This window comes from Alienimonas californiensis, assembly GCF_007743815.1.
Classification (GTDB): Bacteria; Planctomycetota; Planctomycetia; order Planctomycetales; family Planctomycetaceae; genus Alienimonas; species Alienimonas californiensis.
Genome location: NZ_CP036265.1, coordinates 752,267 through 775,471, shown reverse-complemented (window position 1 = coordinate 775,471; position 23,205 = coordinate 752,267). Strand labels below are relative to the sequence as shown.

The 23,205-nt window shown below is 70.0% G+C and carries 16 protein-coding genes; 8 read left to right on the top strand and 8 right to left on the bottom strand.

Annotated features, from left to right (window positions below):
• Nucleotides 1-143: 143 nt before the first annotated feature.
• Complete coding sequence (locus CA12_RS03010) at nt 144-1,466, bottom strand: DUF1501 domain-containing protein (RefSeq protein ID WP_145357419.1); 1,323 nt, start codon at nt 1,464-1,466, stop codon at nt 144-146.
• Between the two features lie 388 nt (nt 1,467-1,854).
• Nucleotides 1,855-2,520 carry a glutathione peroxidase gene (locus CA12_RS23080; RefSeq protein WP_390614129.1) on the bottom strand — a complete coding sequence of 222 codons (666 nt, stop codon included), beginning with the start codon at nt 2,518-2,520 and terminating at the stop codon, nt 1,855-1,857.
• Nucleotides 2,521-2,737: 217 nt separating this feature from the next.
• Between CA12_RS23080 and CA12_RS03000 the strand changes: the two genes are divergently transcribed.
• Both CA12_RS03000 and CA12_RS02995 read left to right on the top strand, forming a co-directional pair.
• On the top strand, nt 2,738-3,313 hold the full coding sequence (locus CA12_RS03000; protein WP_145357417.1) for an ATP-dependent zinc protease family protein: 576 nt from the start codon (nt 2,738-2,740) through the stop codon (nt 3,311-3,313).
• Nucleotides 3,310-4,428 (top strand): succinylglutamate desuccinylase/aspartoacylase family protein, encoded by a 1,119-nt coding sequence (locus tag CA12_RS02995; RefSeq protein ID WP_145357416.1) that lies wholly within the window; start codon nt 3,310-3,312, stop codon nt 4,426-4,428. The genes CA12_RS03000 and CA12_RS02995 overlap by 4 nt, the downstream gene beginning before the upstream one ends.
• A 106-nt stretch (nt 4,429-4,534) precedes the next feature.
• Here the strand turns inward: CA12_RS02995 and CA12_RS02990 are convergent, their stop codons facing one another.
• Nucleotides 4,535-5,767, bottom strand: a complete 1,233-nt coding sequence (locus tag CA12_RS02990; RefSeq protein WP_145357415.1) for a hypothetical protein — start codon at nt 5,765-5,767, stop codon at nt 4,535-4,537.
• 306 nt (nt 5,768-6,073) lie between these two features.
• On the opposite strand from CA12_RS02990, the gene thrC reads away from it, so the two are divergent.
• Nucleotides 6,074-7,423, top strand: coding sequence for a threonine synthase (thrC, locus tag CA12_RS02985; protein ID WP_242688111.1), 1,350 nt, complete (start codon nt 6,074-6,076; stop codon nt 7,421-7,423).
• 77 nt (nt 7,424-7,500) lie between these two features.
• On the opposite strand, the gene CA12_RS02980 is transcribed toward thrC, so the two are convergent.
• From CA12_RS02980 to CA12_RS02965, 4 genes are all read right to left on the bottom strand, one after another.
• Complete coding sequence (locus tag CA12_RS02980; RefSeq protein WP_145357413.1) at nt 7,501-10,434, bottom strand: DUF1559 domain-containing protein; 2,934 nt, start codon at nt 10,432-10,434, stop codon at nt 7,501-7,503.
• Between the two features lie 155 nt (nt 10,435-10,589).
• Nucleotides 10,590-12,191: a TrkH family potassium uptake protein gene (locus tag CA12_RS02975; protein WP_145357412.1), complete on the bottom strand. Its 1,602-nt coding sequence runs from the start codon at nt 12,189-12,191 to the stop codon at nt 10,590-10,592.
• Between the two features lie 248 nt (nt 12,192-12,439).
• Nucleotides 12,440-12,955 carry a hypothetical protein gene (locus CA12_RS02970; RefSeq protein WP_145357411.1) on the bottom strand — a complete coding sequence of 172 codons (516 nt, stop codon included), beginning with the start codon at nt 12,953-12,955 and terminating at the stop codon, nt 12,440-12,442.
• 144 nt (nt 12,956-13,099) lie between these two features.
• Complete coding sequence (locus tag CA12_RS02965; protein WP_207622122.1) at nt 13,100-13,912, bottom strand: SDR family oxidoreductase; 813 nt, start codon at nt 13,910-13,912, stop codon at nt 13,100-13,102.
• A gap of 205 nt (nt 13,913-14,117) precedes the next feature.
• Between CA12_RS02965 and CA12_RS02960 the strand changes: the two genes are divergently transcribed.
• Nucleotides 14,118-15,455 carry an AI-2E family transporter gene (locus CA12_RS02960; RefSeq protein WP_145357409.1) on the top strand — a complete coding sequence of 446 codons (1,338 nt, stop codon included), beginning with the start codon at nt 14,118-14,120 and terminating at the stop codon, nt 15,453-15,455.
• Nucleotides 15,456-15,547: 92 nt separating this feature from the next.
• Nucleotides 15,548-16,330, top strand: coding sequence for a DUF1963 domain-containing protein (locus CA12_RS02955; protein WP_145357408.1), 783 nt, complete (start codon nt 15,548-15,550; stop codon nt 16,328-16,330).
• A 16-nt stretch (nt 16,331-16,346) separates the two neighbouring features.
• Here the strand turns inward: CA12_RS02955 and CA12_RS02950 are convergent, their stop codons facing one another.
• Nucleotides 16,347-17,558 carry a PQQ-dependent sugar dehydrogenase gene (locus tag CA12_RS02950; RefSeq protein WP_145357407.1) on the bottom strand — a complete coding sequence of 404 codons (1,212 nt, stop codon included), beginning with the start codon at nt 17,556-17,558 and terminating at the stop codon, nt 16,347-16,349.
• A gap of 142 nt (nt 17,559-17,700) precedes the next feature.
• Between CA12_RS02950 and CA12_RS02945 the strand changes: the two genes are divergently transcribed.
• The 3 genes from CA12_RS02945 (at nt 17,701) to CA12_RS02935 (ending at nt 23,019) form a co-directional block, all read left to right on the top strand.
• A complete protein-coding gene (locus tag CA12_RS02945; RefSeq protein WP_145357406.1) occupies nt 17,701-19,014 on the top strand; it encodes a DUF4832 domain-containing protein in 1,314 nt (437 codons plus the stop codon).
• Nucleotides 19,011-19,733, top strand: coding sequence for an RNA polymerase sigma factor (locus CA12_RS02940; RefSeq protein WP_145357405.1), 723 nt, complete (start codon nt 19,011-19,013; stop codon nt 19,731-19,733). Before CA12_RS02945 ends, CA12_RS02940 begins: the two co-directional genes overlap by 4 nt.
• A 73-nt stretch (nt 19,734-19,806) precedes the next feature.
• Entirely contained in the window at nt 19,807-23,019 is a 3,213-nt protein-coding gene (locus CA12_RS02935; RefSeq protein ID WP_145357404.1) for a PVC-type heme-binding CxxCH protein, read from the top strand.
• The last annotated feature ends 186 nt before the right edge of the window (nt 23,020-23,205 follow it).

Genomic DNA, 23,205 nt, shown 5'->3' with positions numbered 1-23,205 from the left:
CCCGGCTTGAGGAAAAGGTACAGAGGGGGCGTCGATCGCCGGCCCCCCCAGCGGGGGCCGGCGACGCTGCGATGATAAAGGGCGGCGTCCACCGGACGCCGACGGGCCTGACCGGGCGGAAACCCACCCGGTCCGACACGAACCTAGGCGAGGATCGCTTGGATCGGGGAGCCGCCGTCGACGATCTCGATCGGCCGGCCGCCGGGCGCCATCAGTTCCTTCTCCGCCTTGATGCCGAGGCGGTCGTACACGGTGGCGGCCCAGTCCATCACGGTCACCGGGTCGGTGTCCGGCTCGGAGGCGGTCGCGTCGCTGCTGCCGTGGATCACGCCCCGCTTCAGACCGCCGCCGGCCATCAGCACGCTGAAGACCTTGGCCCAGTGATCGCGGCCGGCGGTGGCGTTGATCTTCGGGGTGCGGCCGAACTCGGTGCCGACGCAGACCAGCGTGCTGTCCAGCAGCCCACGTTCGTCCAGGTCGTTGATCAGCGTGGAAAGGGCCTGGTCCAGTTCCGGGCCGTTCCGCTTGATGCCGTCCGCGATCTTGTCGTGCATGTCCCACCCGCCGTAGGTGAGGGTCACGAACCGGCTGCCGGCTTCGACGAGGCGACGGGCCAGCAGCATGCGGGCGCCGGCCTGGTTGCGGCCGTAACGGTCGCGGGTCTTGTCGTCTTCCTTATCCAGATCGAAGGCTTCGCGGGCCTTCGGGTTGCCGATCAGGCCGTAGGCCCGGTCGTAGAAGGTGCCGACGGCGTCGAGGCTGTCGGCCGACTCGGTCGCGGCGAAGTGATCGTTGACGGCGTCCAGCAGCCGGCGACGACGGGTGAAGCGGGCTTCGTCCACGCCGCCCGGCAGGCTGAGGTCACGCACCTTGAAGCCGCTGCTGGCGGGGTCGCCGCCGACGGTGAAGGGGGCGTAGCTGCTCGACAGATAACCGGTGCCGGCGAACTCGTTCGGCTGGCCGGGCACGCAGACGTACTGCGGCAGGTTGTTCTTCGGTTCGAACTCGTGGGCGACCACGCTGCCCATCGAGGGGAACTTCAGCGCCGGGCTGGGGCGGTAGCCGGTGAACATGTTGTGCGTGCCGCGTTCGTGGGCGGCTTCGCCGTGCGTGAACCCACGCAGCACGACGCACTTGTCGACGATCGAAGCCATCTTCGGGAACGTCGCCCCGAACTCCGCGCCCGGCACCTTCGTCTTGATCGAGCCCAGCGGGCCGCGGTACTCCGCGGGGGCCAGCGGCTTCGGGTCCCAGCTCTCCTGCTGGGCCAGACCGCCGGGCAGGTAGATGTAGATGACGCCCTTCGCCGGGCCTTCGACGGTCTCGAAGTGGACCTGATCGGCCCGGGCGGCGGCCTGCATCCCCAGGAAGCCGGGCAAAGTCAGCCCCAGGCCTCCGATGGCGCCGACCTGCAGGAAGTCACGGCGGGACGGGCCGGCGCACCGGCGTGCACGGGAGAGAGACATTTGCGAACTCCGTCGGGGGCGGGGCCGGGCCGACGAGGACGATCGCGGCCGCGGTGGGGTGAGGGGGGCAGTCGGCCTGGTGGGGCCGCGATGATGCGCTCCGCCGTGGGGGCGGGGGACGCATCACCGATCACTGTTCCTTTCAGCAGAACGTCGAGATGGCCTCTTGTCAAGGGGCAGTCTCGCAGATTCGGCTGATCAGGAGCGTCTTACACCTCGGACTCCGCCGCAAGGTTCGGGCGGAAATCGTCGCGGCCGCGAAGAACCGGCAAGTCCGTCCGGCGATTCGCGGGTTGTGCGGGCCTTGACGACAAGGGTGATTCGCTCCGCCCCCCTTCCGCGGCCGAACGATCGGCCGGCGGCCGGGCCGGGCGGGGCGGCCGCCGTCTCACTCCGCGGCGGCGGTCTCGGGGGCTTCGGCGTCAGCGGCGTCGGCGGGGACTTCGGCCTTCAGCGCCGCCTTGATCGCGGCAACTACCGGCTTGCTGTCCGGCGAGGCCTGGCTGCGGAACCGCTCGATCACCCGGCCGTCGCGGCCGACGAGGAACTTCTCGAAGTTCCACTTCACCGGGCCGGGGTCGGCGGTCGTGCCTTCGGCGGTCAGTTCCTGGTAGAGCGGCGAGGCGTTGTCGCCCTTCACCTCGACCTTGCCCATCAACGGGAACTGCACGCCGTAGTTCTTCTCGCAGAAGGCGGCGATCTCCGCGGGGCTGCCGGGCTCCTGCCCGCCGAACTGGTTGCAGGGGAAGCCGAGGATCACGAAGCCCTCGTCGCGGTAGCGTTCGTAGATCTTCTCCAGCGGCTTGTACTGCTTGGTGAAGCCGCACTGGCTGGCGACGTTCACGATCAGCACCACCTTGCCCCGGTACTGGGCGAGGTCGACCTCGGCCCCGTCCAAGTTCTGCACCTTGTGATCGAGCACGGTATCGAGTTTCTGATCGTCGTGGGGACCCGCGGCGGCCGGGCTCACCACGGCGGCGGCGCCGACGGTCAGGCCGGCGACCAGCGCAAGGCCGACGAACAGGGAACGGCGGACGGCGGGGCAGCAGAGCACGGGAAGCGCCTTAGAAGAGTTTCCGCACGCGTCCGGCGGGACGCGAGGGAGCGGGGGCGGGAGCGACGTCCGTGCCGCGGAAAGGGCGATCGTGACGCGTCGGACCGCCCGCGGGCGGGCGTCCAACGGATCAGCGAGCGCCGGCGGGATCTCCACTGTAGTCGCGTCCCCCCGCCCGCGACAATCGCCTGCTCGGCACGATATCCTTTCGGACGGCATGATCGACCCTGCTCTCCCCCCCGTTCCGGCGGCGTCCGGCCCCGCCCGCGACCCCGCCGCCGCTCCCGCCGCCACGTCGGCGGCCCGGCCCGGCGCCCCGAAGCCCGCCGCCCGGCCGGCCGTCGGCTGGCGGGAGTGGGTCGCCCTGCCGGAGTTGCCCGCCGACCCCCGACAGGCCGCCGACCCGCTGAGCAGCCCGCTGCTCAAGGCGAAGGTCGACACCGGGGCCCGCACCAGCAGCGTGCACGCCTTCGACGTGGAGATTTTCGAACGCGACGGCGTGGACCTCGTCCGGTTCACCCTGCACCCCCGGCAGAAGTCCTCCAAGCGCTCGGTGCTCTGCGAGGCGGAACTGCTGGGCGTGCGGGAGGTCAAAAGCAGCAACGGCGTCATTCAGGAGCGCCCGGTGATCCTCACCCACGCGGTCGTCTGCGGGAAACGCTTCCCGTTGGAACTGACGCTCGCCAACCGGGACGCAATGGGCTTCCGCATGCTGCTGGGCCGCGAGGCTCTGCGGGGCCGCTTCGTGGTCGACCCCGCCCAAAGTTACCTCGGCGGACGCCGACCCAGATGACGACGGGGCGAGCCGAGGACCGAGACGCCTCCCCGCCGGACGGCGAAGCCCCGCACCCGGACGACCTCGCCGGCGATCTGGGGCCCGAGGACGTCACCGTGCAGACGGACGTGCCGGTCGTCCCGGACGGCCGGGCGGAGCCGCCGATCACCGTCGGCGGGACCGTGTGCCCCGCCGGCGCCCGCACGCACGTCCAGATCCCCGTCGGCCGGTTGGCGACGGAAACGTGGCTCAGCGTGCCGGTGGAGGTGGTCCGCGGAGCCCGCCCCGGGCCGAGCGTCTGGCTGACCGCCGCCATTCACGGCGACGAATTGAACGGCGTGGAAGTCATCCGTCGGGTGCTGGGGAAACTCACCTGCGAGACGCTGCGGGGCACGGTGCTGGCGGTACCGATCGTCAACGTGTTCGGCTTCAACGCCCGCAGCCGTTACCTGCCGGACCGCCGCGACCTGAACCGTTCCTTTCCCGGCTCGGCGGGCGGGTCGCTGGCGTCGCAACTGGCCCGCCTGTTGATGACGGAGATCGTCGCCCACGCCGACGTCGGCCTCGATCTGCACACCGGCAGCGATCATCGGTTCAACCTCCCCCAGATCCGGGCGAACCTCGAGGACGCCGAAACGCTGCGATTGGCCGAGGCGTTCCATGCCCCGGTCACGATGCACTCCGCCGTCCGCGACGGCAGTCTGCGGGGGGCGGCCACGGCACTAGGCAAGCCGGTGCTGCTGTACGAGGCCGGCGAGCCGCAGCGGTTCAACGGGGATTGCATCAAAATCGGCGTGCGCGGCGTGATGAACGTGCTGCGGGCGTTGGACATGCTGCCGCCCCGCAGCGCCGAGGCGCGGGCGAAGCGACCGGACACGTCGGAGCCGTCGATCCGGGTGCCCTCGTCGGCCTGGGTGCGGGCCAAGCGGAGCGGCATCTTCCGCCCCATCGCCGGCCTCGGGGAGCGGGTGGCGGAGGGCGATCGGCTGGGCGGTATCGCCGACGCCTTCGGGCGCAACCGCAGCTCCCTCCGGGCCCCGTTTGACGGCGTGGTGATCGCCCGGGCCAACAACCCGCTAGTGCACCGCGGCGACGGCGTGGTGCACCTCGGCCGGGTCGACGAACCCGACTGACGGCCCCCGGTCCCCTTTCCCCGGCGGCGATGCGGGCCGGCTCTGAAATTACGTGAGGCCCGCGAGGACGGGGAACGGGCCGCCGCGTCGTTCGCCGGCCGCGGCGTTATTCGATCTGGTACAGTTTGATGTCGTTTCTCCGGGTAAACTCCTTCGCGTTCGCCACGATCTGCGGCCAAAGCGTCTGGTCCGTGAGGTTGATCCGCGAGATGGCCATATGTTCGACGTGCTCGCCGAACGTGAGCTCGCCGAACCGGTGCGCCTCGATCAGGTAATACTTGCACTCGGTGGAGACCGCGTCCTTCAGCCTTTCTCCGCAGTAGCAGGATTTGAAGATCGACTCCCGCAGGAAGGGGCTGCCGCCCGCTTCGAGGAGCGCCCCTAAGTTATTATAGGGGACCTGGATCGCTCCGGCGTCGACCCCTTTCCCGGCCCGCATGAACGTGTCTTGCGCATAGTAGAAGCAGGTCGGCTTCAGTTCGTTTTTGACCACGAAGTAACTGTGGCCGTAGTTGATGGCCGAGCCGTGGGGACGTCGCCCGTAGTTCAGCGCCAGAAAGGCCTGCTTGGTATGCGGGTTGAAGTGGGGATTGCCGGCGAGAAACGCGGGGAGTTCGTCCCCGCTATGGATCGGGATCAGGTCGCCGGTGTCCATCTGTTTCCGGATTCGAGCGGGGCTTTGCCGTCCGGGCTTAAGGCCGCGCTGAGGGGGCGTGTCCCCCGTCCAACTTTTCGGGAAGGTCACCATGTTGTCCGCGAATCCGCGCAGGTCCGCGTCGTTCTGGTCCGTATTGCGCAGGACCATCCTGCCGCCTTCGATGGCTCGCTGGTACATCTGGGTATAGGTGTCGTACGGGTTCGGGTTCGTGAACCACGTCTCGCACTTGAAATTGACGGTCAGTTCCGCCGTTTGCAGGTTGCGCTCGATCTCCCGGTAGACCCGCCACAGTTCCTTGAACGGGACGGAACTGGGGCGTTTCCGCTCGGGCATATTCCTCAGGATTTCCGCTTCCAACACGGCCAGCGCCACCGCCCGGCCGGGCAGGCGGTTCGCTTCTATTTCGTCGGAGCGAGTCTCGACGTACTGCTGCTGCACGATGTGTGCGGACGGGTTTCGACTGGCGACCCAGGGGGTCTTGGGGGGCGTCTTGGGGAGGGCCGGCATGCCCCCTGCCGGCATCATGGCCTCCACCGGATTCTTCGGGAGGGGCGGCATCGGCAGCGCCGGCAGCCGCGGCGGGACCACCCGGCAGGGGCCCGTGGGCGTCGCCGGCAGCGGCGGCAGATTCGGAACCGGGATCGTCGGCCTCTGCGAAGCCCGTCGCGTCGTCTCGCTCACGTTCGGAGGTCCCGTCGGAGCGTCAGTCCTGGCTGAGTCCGCGGGAAGCGCGGGATCCCGGTCAGATCCGTCCGCCCAAGTCGATCGCCTCATCACACCGCGGCGCCTCGGCAAGTCAAGACCCTGCACAGAATATTGATGGCCCCTGTCGCCCGGTTCGCCCCGTGGCGACGCCCCGCCCCCGCCGGCCGCGGCGCGGGGCGATTGGAGTGCGGTGCCGGACGACGCCGCGTCAGGGTATCGTCCGGCCGCTTGGCGCGACCGTCGCGTCCGGCCCCCGTCCTTCCCCTCGCCCGACGCCCCCCGTTGTCCCCCCTCGCCTACCAGACGCCCGCCGCCCCCGCCGACGCCAGCGAGTTCGACCTCACCGAGGTCCTGCCGACCTGCAAACCGCTCGGCGGGCTGCTGGATATCGAATACGACTGGGACCGCGTGCCGGTGCCGTCCTCGCTGAAGTGGTTCGAGAAGCGCTGGGCGACCCGCAACAACCCGCTGGATTACTCCGGCGTGTGGCGGTTCCGCGAACTGCTGCCCTTCGCCCCGGAGGAGATGATCGTCACCGTCGGCGAGGGCCAGACGATGCTCCGCCGCAGCGATTCCGTCGCCAAATATTGCGGACTGAACGACGGCTGCCTGCATCTGCAATACGAGGGGCTGAACCCCAGCGGCAGTTTTAAAGACAACGGCATGACCGCCGCCAGCACCCACGCCCGCATGGTGGGGGCGAAGCTCGCCGCCTGCGCCAGCACGGGGAACACCAGCGCCAGCCTGGCCCTCTACGCCGGCGCCGGCGGGCATTTTAAGTGCGTGGTGTTCGTCGGCAGCGGCAAGATTGCCTTCGGCAAGCTCTCCCAGGCGCTGGACTACGGTGCCGTCACGTTGCAAATTGAAGGCGACTTCGACGACGCCCTGATGCGCGTCCGCGAGGTCTGCCGCGACGCCAATATCTATCTGTGCAACTCCGTCAATCCCTTCCGGCTGGAAGGGCAGAAGACGATTATTTATCGCATCCTCGAAGGCATGAACTGGGAGGTCCCGGACTGGATCGTCGTGCCCGGCGGGAACCTCGGGAACAGTTCGGCGTTCGGCAAGGCGCTGATCGAATTGAAGAAGCTGAACCTGATCGACCGCCTGCCGCGGCTGGCGATCATCAACGCGGCCGGGGCGAATACGCTGTATCGCCTGTGGGAGCACGACGGCCTGCGGTGGAACGGCGGCGAACCGGACGAGGAACTGGTCGGCAAGTTCTACGGCGAGATGGACGCCGAAAACCGCCGGGCCGACACCCTCGCCAGCGCCATTCAGATCAACCGCCCGGTGAACCTCTATAAGTGCCTGCGGGCGCTGGACGCGACCGACGGCGTCGTCCGCGAGGCCCACGACCCGGAGATCCTCGACGCCAAGGCCCAGGTCGGCGCCGGCGGGTTCGGCTGCGAACCGGCCAGCGCCGCCAGCGTCGCCGGCATTAAGGCGTTGCGGGCGCAAGGCGTGATCGCCCCCAGCGACCGCGTCGTCGGCATCCTCACCGGGCACGAATTGAAAGACCCGGACGCCACGGTGAACTACCACCGCGGCGACCGGGCCTATGCCAACGCCCCGATCCCCGTCGCCAACGACGCGGGAGCGATCCTCGACGCGCTGAAGGGCGTGATGTAAGAGGCGCGAGGATCGCTTGCGGTTTCGCGGGGGCCAGAGAACTCGTCGCCCCCAGCGAAACCGCAAGCGTCATAGGCTCATTCCACCTCGTCCCAGTCGACGTCTTCCCCGCCGCGGGCGGTTGCGAGGGCTTCGAGCACCTGCGGGTCGATGTTCTCCGAGATGAAGTAGGCGGCCCCGTCGGCGGTGAGGAAGTCCGTGCCGCCGGCGTGGTAGCCGCCGAAGCCGTCCGGGCCGCCGATGGAGGGCTGCTGGGTGAAGGCCCGCACGGTAGAGGGGCCGCCCTGCGCCCACGGGCCGACGTTCGACTGCACGCTGCCGTACATCAGGGTGTTCGACAGCCCGTCGGTCACGTCCGCGAACTTCGTGGTCCGGTCGTAGCCGAAGATGCCGGTCTTCGCCGTGTGGCGCTTGGCAGCCGCGGCGTTCGGGCCGACGCCGGCGACGCCGACGTAATGCGTCACGGCGTAGCCCTCGTCCGTCGTCGCCCCGTTCGGATCGCTGGGGTTCACCATCCACGGCAGCGCCGTGCGGGCGACCTGTGCGTTCGGGCCGGCGTCCCAGGCCTGCGTCGGGTCGAGCCGCTCCGCCAGCGCCCCTTCCTCCAAATACGGCAGCAGGGCGACGACCCAGCTGAGCCGGCGCTCCGGCGGCAGGTTCGTGCCCTCCGCCGTGCCGCGGGGGAGGGTGTCGAAGACCGTGTGATAATTATGGGCGGCGAGGCCCAACTGCTTGAGGTTGTTCATCGACTCCATCCGCCGGGCCGCCTCGCGGGCCTGCTGGACCGCGGGGAGGAGCAGCGAGGCGAGGATCGCCGGCGTCGCCACCGATCCGCCGCCGCCCATCGCCATCGGCGTCGGCAGGGAGGCGTAGCCCACGCCCTGCACGCCCTCGCCGGTGTTCGTCGCCCATTTCACGTTGGGGAACAGCGGCCCGGTAACCAGTTCCGACGGCGGCAGGATCGCGTCCGCCGGGCCGCCGGCGAAGTGATTGATCGGCGGCAGCAGCGTGCCGATCAGGTTGTTCAGGAACGCCGCCGCCGGCCGGGGGTCGCTCGCCGACAGCGAGGTGAACTCCGCCGGAACCCGCCCGAACGGCGCCTCCCAGCGGCCGGTCGGTCCCCAGGTAGGCAGCGTGCCGTCGGCCCGCAGCAGGAACGCGGCGACGGCCTGCGGCGTGGGGGCGAACACAATCCACTCGTCCGTCACCGCCAGACTCGGGCGGAACATGCCGGCGATCGAGACGGTCGTCACGTCCACGCCGGACTGTTGATAGGCGGTGATGCGAACCTGCTCGCCAGCGTCCGGCGGCAGGTTGGTCAGCGCCCGGTCCGCGACCGTCGCCAGCCCGGCCTTCAGCGTCGCGGCGTCCTCCACGGCGATCGCCACGACCCCGCCCAGCCCGAACAGCCCGCCGTCGTGGGGATCCGAATAGACCGCGGCCACGGAACCGAGCGGCTCCAACAACGCGGCCCGCACGTCGAACCCGGCGAGGTCGTTCAGCACCGCTGGGGCGTTCTCCAGCATGGCCCGCTCCCGGCTGTCGGGGCGTTGCAACTCCGCGAGGGCGCCGGCGGCGTCGATCAGGCCGTCGTACAGCGTGGCAAAGTCCACCGAGCACGCCCCGAACGACTTCACCTCCGCCGGCAGCGGGGGGAGATCGGCCAGCGACATCGGCGCCGGATCGAGCGCCGCCAGCAGCCCGCGGGGTTCGCCCCGTAGCAGCCATTCGCCCTCGGACCGCAGCGCCTCCCCGTCGGCGGAGAGCGAACCCCGCACGCCGGAGAGGGCGTCCAGCCCCAGCGCCGTCAGCAGTTCGCCCACCGTCACCTGCCCGCCGGGCCGCCAGTCGGCCTCGTAGGCGGGGAACTCGCCGAAGCGATCGACGACCGTGGCGAAGTCCAGCCAGCCGGCGAGCAGGGCGTCGTCCGGGGTGTGCTCCGCGAGGGGGTGCGTGCCGAGGGCGGCCGCGTCGCCGGTCGTCACCGCCACGCCCCGCTGCACGGCGCCCGGGCCGATCGCCCCGACCAGGTGCGGGCCGACCCGCCACAGCCCGAAGTTAAAAAAGGGCGGCACGCCGGGCACGTTGCCGACGGTCACGCTCACGCCGTTCACCTCCTCCTGCCGGAGTTGCAGGGCCTCGCGTTCCTCAACGGTCGTCTGGGAGAGCAGTGCCTCCGCGGCGTCCGCGGCGCCCGGCAGCACGACGAACACGCTCGGCAGCGGCGGACCTTCCAGCAGGTGCACCGAGAGCGTCACCCCGCCGCTCAGCGTCGCGTCCCCCAGCGCCTGGAGCGCCGCGAGGGCCTCCGGGCGGGGGTTCGGGGCGTCGAACTCCTCGTCCTCCACGACGACGTCCTCGTCGAAGGCGTCGAGGTTCTCTTCGATCGGCTGCAGTTGGAACTCCTGCGGCCCGTCTTCGACGTTGTCCTTGGGTGACTGGAGGTCCTCCACTTCGAACTCGATATCCCCCTCCTTCATATCCTCCTCGTCGACTTCGAAGTGAAAGTCGATCTCTTGCTCCGCCCCGCCGCCGGTGGCCTGTTCGACGGCTTTGCGGGCCTCCTCAAAACCCTTTTGCCAGACGGCCCCGAAGGACCGCCGGACGGTCGGCAGCAGGCCGCTGTCGATCAGCGACTTGTGGGCGGCGGTCTGGGCGAAGGCGGGGCCGGCCTTGGCCGTGCCGGCCCAGGCGACGAAGGCGACGGCGCCGTCGGCCGGCAGCAGATCGGCCGGGCCGCGGGCGTCGGCGGGGGCGCCGCCGAGCGTCAGCGGCGGGCCGGGGACGACGGCCGCGGGCGGGGCCTCCCCCAGCACGTCGGCCGCCTGAAGGGCGTTCAATCCCTTCTCGCCCGGGGTCGGCGGCTGGGCGGACGCCGTGGGGCGGAGGACCGTCAGGCCGGCGACGACCAGCACGCCGAGCGCCGCGGCGACGCCCGCCCGCCGCAGCATGCCCTCGGACGGATCACGCGGAGACAGGTCACGCGGAGACGGGGGGACCGGGGCGGACATCGTGCGGAACCGGGCGGGGGAGGGGACCCGCGATCCTGTTCCGTCCGCCCCCCGGGCCACAACCGAACCGGGGGGCGCCGTTCGGTCCGTGTCCGGGCCCAGATCGGCCCGAAGCGCGCCGCCTCTCGGCGCCGGCGAACCGGGGAAGCGACTCCCTAATTGACCCGCCAGAAGCGCGGGGCGAACAGCACCAGGATGGCGAACAGTTCCAGCCGGCCCAGCAACATCAGGACGGTCAGCAGGAGTTTGCTGCCGGCGGCGAAGTCGCTGTAGTTCTCCGCCGGGCCGAGTTTGCCCAGACCCGGGCCGATGTTGTTCAGGCAACTGGCCACGGCGCTGGCGCAGTCGATCAGTTTCTCCGCCTGGGCGCCGGGCACGTCGTCGTGGGCGGCCCACTGGTCCCCCGGTTCGAGCAGGCAGAGGGCGTACCAACCGCCCACGAACAGCGTGAGCACCAACGCGAAATAGACCACCACGTCGTGCCGCAGGTCCCGGTCCACCGGCAGGCCGAACAGCTTCATCGGGCGGACGACGTTCGGCCGGAAGGCCTTTTCCACCTCCAACCGCACGACTTTCGCCAGCAGCATGAACCGGATCACTTTAATTCCGCCCGCGGTGCTCCCGGAGCAACCCCCGCAGAACATTAATAGGAAGATCAGCCCCTTGGCGGACTCGCCCCACTGGGTGTAGTCCTCCGTGCCGAAGCCGGTCGTGGTGGTAATCGCCACGGACATAAACGCCGCGTGCCGGAACTCCTCCACCACGGAGTCGTACTGCCGCCGGGTGAGCAGATACGTGAACAGCAATCCCGTGGCGATCAGCAGGATCGCGACGTAGACGCGGAACTCCGGGTCGCCGAACACCAGTTTCAGGCGGCCCCAGACCTTGCCCTCGCCCAGCCGGGGCGTGCCCCGCAAAACGAGGTAATACAGGCTGAAGTTCACCCCGGCCAGAAACATAAAGAGAATGACGGTCCACTGGATCAGCGGTCCGAAGTGGCCGACGCTGTCGTTGTAGGTGGAGAACCCGCCGGTCGCGAGCGTGCCGAAGCTGTGGCACAGGGCGTCGTACAGGCTCATCCCCTCCAGCGAATACACCAGCGCCGCGATCGCCGAGAGCGTGACGTAAATCAGCCACATCGTCAGGGCGTGCTCCTGCACGCGGGGGCGGACGGCCTCGCTGATCGGCCCGGGGACCTCCCGGCGCATCAGCGCCTTCCCGCCGGCCCCTAATTGGCCCAGGATCGCCACGAACAGCACGATGATGCCCATCCCGCCGAGCCAGTGGGTGAAGCTCCGCCAGAACATCACGCAGCGGGGGACCGCCCGGGGGTCCTCCAGTTCGTCCAGCACGCTGGCCCCGGTGGTGCTGAACCCGCTGACGCTTTCAAACAGGGCGTCCGCGACCGTGACCCGGACGTTCAGCTCCGGGGCGTCGGGATAATATTTCCGGTAGGAGCCGCTGAGGTACAGCGGCAGCGCCCCGAGCACGCCGGCGAGGATCCAGCCCAGCCCGACGACCGCCAGCGCCTCCTTCCGCAGGATGGTGTCCTTGCCGGCGTTGCGGCCGTACCACCACAGCCCGCCGCCGGTCAGCAGGGACAGGGCGATGGAGGAGACCAGCCCGATCGCCCCGCGGGTTTCGACGTGTTCCACCTGCCCGGCGAAGGGAAACGCCCAGGGCAGGGACAGCGTCATGCTGCCGCCCACCAGCATGGCCAGGAGCCCCAGCAACCGGCAGAGCAGCGGCCAGTTCATCGCGGGGCGGGCGGGACGGAGCGGGGGCGGCGGGGGGCCGCTCGCGGGGGAGGCGAGCGCGACGGGAGCGAATCCGCGGCGGGGTCGGGGTGTACTGCCGCCGGCCGGCCGTCACAACCCCGCCGACGGTCCCTGACGAATTGAACGGCCCATGCCAGCCCGATGCGCAAGCATCGGCGGTCTCTTTCGGACAGCGCGACGCACGGCCGGGGCTCGCGCCCCGGGCTGGTACGCACGCTGAATCGGGTTCAGGCCGCTTTCTTCATCGCGGCGGGGGCGACGGCGCCCTGCACGCCCCGCCAGCAGGCGCTGCCGGGCACGGTGTGCAGCACCCACCCGCCGGGGCCGGCCGGTTGGGCGAACCCGCGGCGGTCCGGCAGGCGGAGGGCGTCGGCGGGGGGGACGGCGGCGAGGTCGTCCCCGTGCACCACCGCGAGGCTGTTCCGCCCGGGGCGCACCAGATCGGCGGCCTCGACGGCCTTGGCGCGGTCGGCGCCCTCCGCCGGGCCGACGTAGATCGCCGCCTCGTACGCCGCTCCGCCGGGCCGCAGCAGTTTCTTCCGGGCCTCGGCGGGGGCGCCGGCCCGTTCCACGCACACGCCCAGATATTCCAGCACCGCTTCCCAGGTCCCGGCGTACGGTCCGTGGAGCAACGCCCGGTCGCCCGGCGTCAGGCGGGTGGCCGCCAGCACCGCGCGAACCACCCGGTCCGCGGGTACGGACTCGGGGGCGAACAGCTTGAGCGCATGAACGGGCTGCAACATCGCGGGCGTCCTTGCCGGTGCGATTGGGGAAAGGGACTGCCGAGATAGCCCTTTGGTCCGCTCACGGTCAACGCGGAACCCCTTGGCGCGCCGCCGATCGGCGACGGCGAAGCGGGGGGAGCGTGCGAGCCGACGCGGTCCGGTTCAGCCCTGCAACAGGCTTTCGCCGCCGTCGACGACGATCTCGGCGCCGGTGACGTGCGAACTCAGATCGCTGGCCAGATACAGCACCGCGTTGGCCACGTCCCGCGGGTCGCCGGGGTCGCCGCCGGTCAGGGGGATGCGACCGTCGGTGTATTCGACGTGCGGCTTTTCGGACTCGATGTTCCGCTCGACGGTCTTATTAAAAATCGGCGTCATGATCGCCCCGGGGATGATCGCGTTCACCCGGATGTGATGGCTCGCCAGTTCCAAGGCGACCATTTTCACGAAGGCCAACTGCCCGGCCTTGCTGCAACTATAGGCGGTCGCCCCGGTGTTGCTGAACACCCGCGTGCCGTTGACGCTGGCGCACACGACCACGCTGCCGCCCCGCTTTTTGAGCCACGGCAGCGCGTACTTGACGGTGAGGAACGTGCCTTTGAGGTTCACCGCGAGCGTCTGGTCCCATTCGTCCGGCTCCAGGTCCGCCAGGGGCGCCCAGACGCCGTTGATGCCGGCGTTGGCGTAGACCACGTCCAGCCGGCCGGCGGCCTCGGCAAGGCCCTCGATCGCGGGCCGGATCGACTCCGGGTCGGAGACGTCCGCGGTCCGCGTCGCGCAGCGGCCGCCGGCGGCTTCGATCTCCTCGGCGGTCTCCGCCAGGCCGTCGGCGTCCAGGTCCAGCAGGCCGACGAACGCCCCCGCGGTCGCCAGCCGCTTGGCGCTGGCCCGACCCAGCCCGCTGCCGGCGCCGGTGATGAGCGCGACGCGGCCCTCCAGGGTGACGAGGGGAACGACGGGGGCGGCGGACGGCACGGCGGGGGGCGGGCGAGGGACGGGCGAACGCGGAGGGCCCCGGCGTCGGAGCCGGCGTCGCCCGCGGAGTAGTGTGGCCCCGTGGTGCGGGGGGAAACCCGGGCGGAACCGGGCCGCTCGGGCGGGGTCGGCCCCGTGGCGCGGCGCCGCGGCGTTGCCCAAACTGCCCAAGGCTCCGTTCCCATTCTTCCACCTTTCCCCCGCCATGTCTGCCGACGCCCCGCCGCCGTTCGATCCCGCCGACGGACGACGCGGGCGAAAGGAGCCCATGCGGGTCGAGAACGCGGCGATGGACGACACCGTCCCCCCCGGCGAGTCGCCCAGCCCGTACGTGCGGCGGTTGTGGAAGGCGGCGGCGATCGCCTCCATCGTCGTCGCCGCCTTTCTGGTGCTCTGCTACGCGCCGGAGGCGGCGCTGCTGGTGTTCGCGGCGATCTGGTTCGGCTCGGCGTTGGTGCAGTGCGCCAAAGGGTTGGGGCGGTATACGCACATGGGGCCGCGGTGGAACCTGGCGATCGTCGTGACCCTGCTGGTGGCGGCGATGCTGGCCATCACGCTGACCGCCGGCTGGCGGATCGGCGGACGGGTCAACGAACTGACCGCCAGCCTCTCCGACGCCCGCAGCACGATCGAGGAGCGCCTCCAGCAAGGCCTCGACACCGCCGACGCCGCCCAGGAGAGCGAAGCGGAGAAGAACGGCGAAGACCCCGCCGAGCCGGCCCCCGACTCGTCGGCCTCCGGCGAGAGCGGCGAAGGCGGCGAAGGCGGCGGGAGCGGCGAAGGCGGCGGGAGCGGCGAAGGCGGCGAGTCCCGCGGGGCGGCGGGCAAGCTGCTGGACGCCGTCCCCGACCCCATGACGCTCGTCGGCGGGCTGATGGGCGGCGGGTCCGGGTCGTCGTCTTCGCCGGCGCAGCGGGTCTTCACCGCCCCGTTCACCTTCGCCATCTACGTCCTGTTCATCTTCTTCACGGGCGTGTTCCTGGCGATCAGCCCGGCGATGTATCGGGACGGGGCCGTCAACCTGTTCCCCGACCGCCAGAGGGAGAAGCTGCGGGAGGTGATGGACGACTCCGCCGTGGCCCTGTGGGCCTGGACGAAGGCCCGGCTGGTGGCGATGGCGATCACCGGCACACTGACCGGTCTGGCCCTGTGGGCGCTGGGCATCCCGCTGGCCCTCACGCTGGCCTTCCTGACCGCCCTGCTGGTGTTCGTGCCGAACATTGGCTCGCTGCTGGCCGCCGTCCCCCCGATGTTGATCGCCGTCCAGCAGGGCGGCATGACCCCGCTGTGGGTGCTATTGGCCTATATCGGCGTGCAGATGCTCGAAAGCTACGTCATCACCCCCTACGTCATCGGGGAGGGCACCGGCGTGCCGCCGGCGCTGGTCATCACCGGCCAGTTGGTGCTCGGAATCCTGTTCGGGGCGTTGGGCGTGCTGTTCGCCACCCCGATCATTCTGGTGTCGATGATCTTCGTCACCCGCTACTGGATCAACAGCGCCCTGGGCCACGAGGAGGTCGACCCGCCCGGCAGGGACGACTGACCAGGGGCCGCGGGCCGGCCCTCGGGAACTGTTGCCCGGGGGGCGCCGCGCGGCCACCGTGGGCGAACCGTTCGCCCCGATAGGCCGCCCCGATGACCGCCGACGAAGCCCTCGCCGCCCTCGCCCCCTGGATCGCGAAGCGGGAGCGCCCGGCGTGGCGACCGACCGTCGAGGAAGGCGACGGGGCGCCGACCGACAGCAAGTTTGCCGGCCTACCGCTGCTCGCCGAGGGCGAAGCCTGGCCCGCCTGCGGCGGGTGCGGCCAGCCCCTTGAACTGTTCTTGCAACTCGATCTGGACGCCTTGCCGGACGAACTGGGCGACCGCTACGGCTCCGGGCTGGTGCAGTTGTTCTACTGCACCGGGGACTGCGACGGCGGCTGGGAGCCGTTCAATTCAGAGGGCGTCAGTCTGTGCCGCGTGCTGCCGGCCGGCGCCGGCGCCCCGGCCGCGGAGAACCCCGGCACGTTCCCGCCGCAGCGGATCGTCGGCTGGGAGCCCCTCGTCGACCGGCCGCACGGCATGGAGCACGAACGCCTCGGGTTGGTCACCGATTATCACTTCAACGCCGTGCCGTATCGCCCGACGGAGGTCATCTGCGAGGAGGTCGGTTTCCGTGCGGAGGGAATGGCGACGGCGAAGGCGATTGCAGAACGAATTGCCCCCGCTGACGGCGACAAGCTCGCCGGCTGGCCGCACTGGGGGCAGGGCCCGGAGCGCCCCGCCTGCCCGGAGTGCGGCGAGGCGATGGAACTGCTGTTTCAACTCGACAGCGAGGCGAACGTGCCGTTTATGTTCGGCGACTCCGGCGTCGGGCACGTGACGCAGTGCCCGACGCACAAGCAGGTCGTCGCCTTCGGTTGGGCGTGCTGTTGAACGCCGGGGCCTGCGCTCACTCCGCGGCGAAGGTCCAGAGTTGACCGAAGGTCGTCATGAAGTACGCCTCGCCGTCGGGGCCTTCGCCGAAGCTCATCATCGGGTGTTTATGGCCGGTCAGCGGGCGGTTGGATTTCGCCTTGCCGTCCGGGCCCAGCTCCAACGCCCACAGCAGGCCGCTGACGTAGTCCCCGTATAGGTATTTGCCCTGCAGCGCCGGGACCTTCGAGCCCCGGTAGACCACGCCGCCAGTGATCGACTTGCCGGTTTCGTGATCGTATTCCCAGACCGGGAAGGTCATGCCCTCGCCCTCGGTGTAGGCCGGCTTGCGGTCGGGGGGGAAGGGGTGGAAGCCCTCGAACACGCTCCAGCCGTAGTTCTTGCCGGGCTCGACGACGTTAATCTCCTCCCACTTGTCCTGGCCGACGTCCGCCAGCCAGAGGGCGCCGGTTTTCGCGTCGAAGCTGAACCGCCAGGGGTTGCGGAAGCCGTGGGCGTAGATCTCCGGCAGGGCGCCGGGTTTGCCGACGTGCGGGTTGTCCGCGGGGACGGCGTAGGCTTTGCCCTCGGCCGGTTCGGCGTCGACGTCCAGCCGCAGCATCGCCCCGAAGACGGTGCCGACGTTCTGGCCGTTGTCCAGCGGGTCGCCGCCGGCTCCGCCGTCGCCGAAGGCGACGTAAAACATGCCGTCCGGGCCGAACAGAATCGTCCCGGCGTTATGGTTCCAATACGGCTGTTGCAGGCGAAAAATCTCCCGCTCGCTGTCCGCGTCGAGCCGCTGGTCGAGGCCCTCGCCGACCGCTTTGAACTCGCTGATGACGGAGGTGTGCGGGGCGTCGGTCGTGGTGTAATAAATGAAGACCCGGCCGTTCGTTTTGAATTCCGGGTGAAAGGCCAGCCCCAGCAGGCCCTCTTCGTTCTGCTTCTCGTTATAAACGACGCGGTCGGAGAGATCGCCGAACGGGGTCGCTTCCTCCACGTCCGGGTCGTTCGGGAACTGGAAGATCGGCCCCTTCTGGGTGACGACGATCACCCGGTCGCTGCCGTCGCCGGGGTGCGTCAGCAGGATGGGGCGGTCGAAGGTGAGGAACTCGAAGGCCCGCACGGCCTTGATCGGCAGCGGGGACGTGTCCACGTCCGTCGGCGGGGCGGGGACGCCGGCCGTTTCGGCGTCGGCGGGGGCGGGGCCGGCGGCGAGCGCCGCGGCGAGCAGAACGGGGGCGAGCATGAGGGCAGGCAGAAAGGGAAGCGGAACGGCCGACGGCGCCGGCGAACCGGCGCCTCGGCGAGCGGGAGCATAGCCCCGGCCGGCTGGGGCGTTTAGGCTGGCCGGATCGTTCCCGGTCCCGCCATCTCGCACAGGATCGTCCGTGTCCTTCGCTTTGCTGGTCGCGCTCGCGTTCGCCCCGGAGGCCCCGGCGACGCGGACGATGACGCTCACGCCGCACGCCGGGTTCGCGGAGAATCCGCTCAAAGGGTTGATGCCGTACCGGGGGGATCGCGGCCCGGACGCCGTCCCGCACAGTCTGGAATTCCAATACGTCGGACTGGCCGAGCTGACCACCGGCCCGGGAGCGTTTACGTTCGACGCCGGTCTCGAACCGATCCTGCAGGACGTCGCCTCCCGCGGTCGCCGCCTCGTCCTGCGGGTGTATCTGGATTATCCCAACGAATCGAAGTCCGGCGTTTCTCAATATCTGCGGGACGCCGGTCTGAAGATGCGGCGCTATTCCGAGCACGGCGGCGGCCGCAGCCCGGACTATGAAGACGAACGGCTGATCGCGGCGATGGAGACCACGGTCGCGGCCCTGGGCGAGCGGTACGACGGCGACCCGCGGCTCGGGTTCTTGCAGGTCGGGCTGCTGGGGTACTGGGGCGAGTGGCACACCTACCCGAACGGGGAGCAGTTCGCTTCCGAGGACGTGCAGCGCCGCGTGCTCGCGTCCTACGAAAAGGCGTTCAAAACAACGCCGGTCGTCGCCCGTTATCCGGAAGAACTGACGCGGCGCTATCCGGTCGGCTTCCACGACGACAGCTTCGCCTACTCCACCCTCCGGACCGGCGGGAACGGGGACGCGTGGGCCTTCCTGACCAAGCTCGAACAGGCCGGTGCGAAGGACGTCTGGAAAACCCGCAGTATCGGCGGGGAGGTCCGCCCGGAGGTCCAGCGGGCGCTGTTCGACCCGGACAAGACCGCCAAGGGCGCCCAGGACTTCGCGGAGTGCGTCCGGCAAACGCACGCCTCCTGGCTCCTGTGCTCCGCAATCTTCAAAAAGGACGTTCCCCCCGACGTGCGGGCCGCTGCGGAGGCGGGGGCGAAGTCGCTGGGCTATCGCTTCGCCGCGACCGAGGCCGAAATTGAACGAACCGGCCGCGACGTGACGGTCCGGCTGACGTTCGCCAACCGGGGCGTCGCCCCGTTCCTGCACAACTGGCCGGTGCGGGTCGGGCTGTATGAGCCCGACGGCACGGAGGTCGCCGCGAGCGAGGCGGACTGGCACATCAACACGCTGCTGCCGGACCAAACCGTCGTCCGGTCGGCGACGTTCCCCGTCCCTGTCGGCGGACCTGCCGCGACGATCGGCGTGACGATCCCCGACCCGCTGCCGACGGCCCCGCCGCTGCGGTTTGCGAACGAACAGACCGACGCCCACGGCATTCTTCGTCTGGGACCGCTACCGTGACGACCGTCTCGCCGACGCCGTTCTCGGCCCCACGGCAGTTCGCCACGACGCGGTGGAGCGTGGTGCTGGCCGCCGGCGGGGTGGGCTCGGAGGCCCGCCGGGCGCTGGGGGAGCTGTGCGAGGGGGCGTGGTATCCGCTCTACGCCTTCGCCCGCCGCACCGGCCTGGCCCACGCGGACGCCGCGGACGCCGTGCAGGGCTTCTTTGCGGAGCTGCTGGACCGCGGCTGGGTCAAGGACGCCGACGCCGCCCGCGGCCGGTTCCGCACCTTCCTGAAGGTCGCCTTCCGCCGGCACCTCGGCCGGTTGCGGGAGGCGACGGGGGCGCTGAAACGCGGCGGGGGCGTGAGCACGCTAACCCTCGCCCCGCCGGATGCCGCCGCCCGCTACGCCCGGGAGCCGTCCCACGCCGAAACGCCGGAGGCCCTGTATGAACGCCGCTGGGCCCTGGAACTGCTGGCCCGCGTGCTGGACCGCTTGGAAGAAGAACACGCCGGCGACGGGCGGTTCGAGGTTCTCAAGCCCTGCCTGACCGGCTCCGCCGGGCGGAGTTATGCGGAGATCGCCGCCGAATTGAACCTCAGCGAAGCCGCGGTGAAGACGGCGGTGCACCGCCTGCGGAACCGCTACCGGGAATTGTTGAAGGCCGAGGTCGCCGGCACCGTCGCTCTGCCGAGCGACGTCGCCGACGAGCTGAACGCCCTGCGGGCCAGCCTGTGAGGACGCGGCGCGCGAGCTTGTGATCGGCCGGACGCTCCGGCGACACTCCGGCCGTTCCTCCCGGAGAGTCTTGATGCGTCTCGTCCCCGCGCTCGTTCTGCTGTGTTCCTATCCCGCTTGCGGTTTCGCGGGTGACGGTGACGAAGGGGACGCCCACGAACACGCCTTCCCCCCCATCCGCAACACCCAGCCGGACGGGGCGGAGCCGAACACCCCGCAGCAGGCCGCCGAGGCCTTCAGCGCGCCGGAGGGCTTCGAGGTCACGCTGTTCGCCGGGGAGCCGGACGTCGCCCAGCCGATCGCGATGACCTTCGACGATCGCGGGCGCCTGTGGGTCGCGGAGTGCTTCACCTATACGAGCCGCCAGTTCGACGTCGACCACGGCGACCGGGTCACCATCTTCGAGGACGCCGACGGCGACGGCGCCCACGACCAACGCACCGTCTTCTGGGACCGCGGCTTCATGCTGACGGGCCTCGAATACGGCTTCGGCGGGCTGTGGGTATTGAACGACGGCACGCTGTCGTTCATTCCCGACGAAAACCGCGACGACGTGCCGGACGGCGAACCGGGGACCGAGCCGATCGTGATGCTGGACGGCTTCACGTTCGACGCCGGCCACAACGTCGTGAACGGCCTCGCCTGGGGGCCGGACGGCTGGCTCTACGGCCGGCACGGCATCACCGCGACCAGCGCCGTCGGGGCGCCCGGCACGCCGGAGGCGAACCGCACGCTGCTGAACTGCGGCATCTGGCGGTTCCACCCCACCCGGCACACCTTCGAGGTGGTCGCCACCGGCACCACGAACCCCTGGGGCCTGGACTGGAACGAATACGGCGACGCCTTCTTCACCAACAACGTGATCGGCCACGCCTGGCACCTGATCCCCGGCGCCCACTACCGGCGGATGTTCGGCCAGGATTTTAATCCGCACCTGTACGGCCTGATCGACCAGCACGCCGACCACTACCACTGGGACGCCGGCGGCGATTGGACGGAAAGCCGCCCCGACAGCGCCGGCGCCGCCACCGCGGACGACTTGGGCGGCGGGCACAGTCACGCCGGGGCGATGATCTATCAGGGCGACAACTGGCCGGAGGAGTACCGTGGCGACCTGTATATGTGCAACACGCACGGCAGGCGGATCAACCGCGACCGCCCCGTCCCCCACGGCAGCGGCTACAAAATCACGCACCAACCGGACTTCGCCTTCGCCAACAGCCCGTGGTTCAAGGGCGTCGAATTGAAAAGCGGCCCGGACGGCGGCGTCTTCCTGCTGGACTGGACCGACCTCGGCGAATGCCACGACCACGACGGCGTCCACCGCACCAGCGGCCGGATTTATAAGATCACGTACGGCAAACCGGAGCGGGCGGGGGAGACGGTGGATTTGGCGAGTTGGAGCGATGCAGATTTAATCGCCGCAGCCCTTTGGCATTCGAACGTATGGCACCGTCGACACGCAATGCGGCTGATTCTCGAACCGGGAACTCAAGTGTTCCGGGATTTTGGCGAGGCGGACGAGTCGCCGCTGGCTGAGCTGTTTTATTGGCGGTTGGGAAAGGTGCACGGGCTTGAACTGATGCGGTACTGCCGTCTGCTCGTCGCTCTCGCCGACATCTCTCGTCCATCGGACGCGGAGAATCCTGAGGAAGCGTACTATTTTGCACTGGGGCAGATTCGTCGAGTTCTTAAAGAGAAAGGCGACGGTGAGCGGAAGGAAGCGGTCGTCTGCACTCTCCTACGGGATCTGCATCACACTGGACTTGCCGATTCGATCGAGGGGGCGTCTGAGGGACTCTTTGGTGTCGGCGGGGGGAGCCCGTCGCCGCGGGTGCGGCTCGTGGCGGCGTCCGGATTGAGGCGGGCGCCGCTATCGGACCGGTTGCCCATTGCTGCTGCCCTCGCATCTCGTTCCGAAGACGCCGACGACCACAACTTGCCCCTGATGACTTGGTACGGCGTCGAGCCCGCCGTCGCCGCATTCCCCGCCGAGGCCGTCACGTTCGCCGCGGAGTCCAAGATCCCGCTACTCCGGGAATATACCGCCCGCCGCATTACGTCCGAATTGCCCAGCGAACCGCATGGGGCGGCCCTCGGGGCGCTGTTGGAACGGGCCGCTCTACTAACCCGAAGCGTCAGCGAGGGACCGCGGGCGCAGCCCGCGCCGCCTGCGGCGACGTCCTCGCTGACGCTTCGGGTTGGTGACGACGCCGTCGCGTTTCAACAGGACGTCCTCACCGGCGCCCTCGCCGCGTTAGAGGGTCGTCGCAAAGTCACCCCGCCGCCGGTATGGGCCGAGGTGCAACCCGTCTTCGCGGCGTCGGCGGATGCGGAGGTCAAAGCCCTCGCCAACAAACTCGGCGTGATCTTCGGAGACGGGGCGGCGTTGGAGGAGCTGCGGGGGGTGGTGACGGATCGCTCCGCCTCGGACGCGGCCCGGGTGGCGGCGATCGACTCGCTGGCGGAGGCCCGCGACGAGGCCGTCGCCCCCGTGTTGATCGACCTGCTCAAACGGCAACGGGGCGAGGACCGCAACGTGTTCGCCGCCGCGGCCCGCGGGTTGGGGGCGTTCGAAAGCGACGAGGCCGCCGCCGTGCTGCTGAACGCCCTGCCGCGGGTGCGGCTCGAGGACCGCGACGCCCTGCTGGCCACGCTGGTCAGCCGGCCGAGCTACGGGAAGAAACTGGCGGAGGCCCTGCCGGGCCTCGGCGTTACAACGCTTTCCGCGGAGCATGTGCGGGCGCTGCGGGCCTTTCAAGACCCGGAGATCGACGCCGTCCTCGACGAACAGTGGGGGACCACCCGCGCCACGCCGGAGGAGAAGCTGGCGGAGATTGAAGCGTGGAAGGAGAAGCTGGCAGCCGCCGGCGAGCCGGATCTCGGCGCCGGGCGGGAGGCGTACAAAAACGTCTGCGGGCGCTGCCACAAGCTGTACGGCGAGGGCGGGGACCTCGGCCCGAACCTGACCGGCTCGGACCGGCGGAACCTGGATTATTTATTGGGCAACGTGTTCGACCCCTCGGCGATCGTGCCGGCGGCGTGGCGGGTCTCGACCGTGCTGCTGGCCGACGGCCGCGTGCTGACCGGCGTGGTCAGCGACTCGAACGACGCCACGCTGACCCTCGCCACCGCCGACGCCACCGTGACCCTGCCGGCCGGCGACGTGCTGGAGATCGAAGCCGGCGACGCCTCGCTGATGCCGGAGGGGCTGTTCAAAACCCTCACCGAGACGCAGGTGCGGGATTTAATCGGCTACCTGCGGACGCAGTCGGCGCCGCGTTAGTACGGTTCGGCCAACCGCTCTCGACCGCCATGTCTCCCCTCTCCCTCAGGGAGAGGGGCCGGGGGTGAGGGTAAGCGCGGTTCGCACGCCTTCGCTCTCTGCAGTGGCTGACCGGCCGACGGGGGAGCGAACGGGGCGTGAAAGGCCATCGGGCGTCGCTGCCCCCTCACCCCCAGCCCCTCTCCC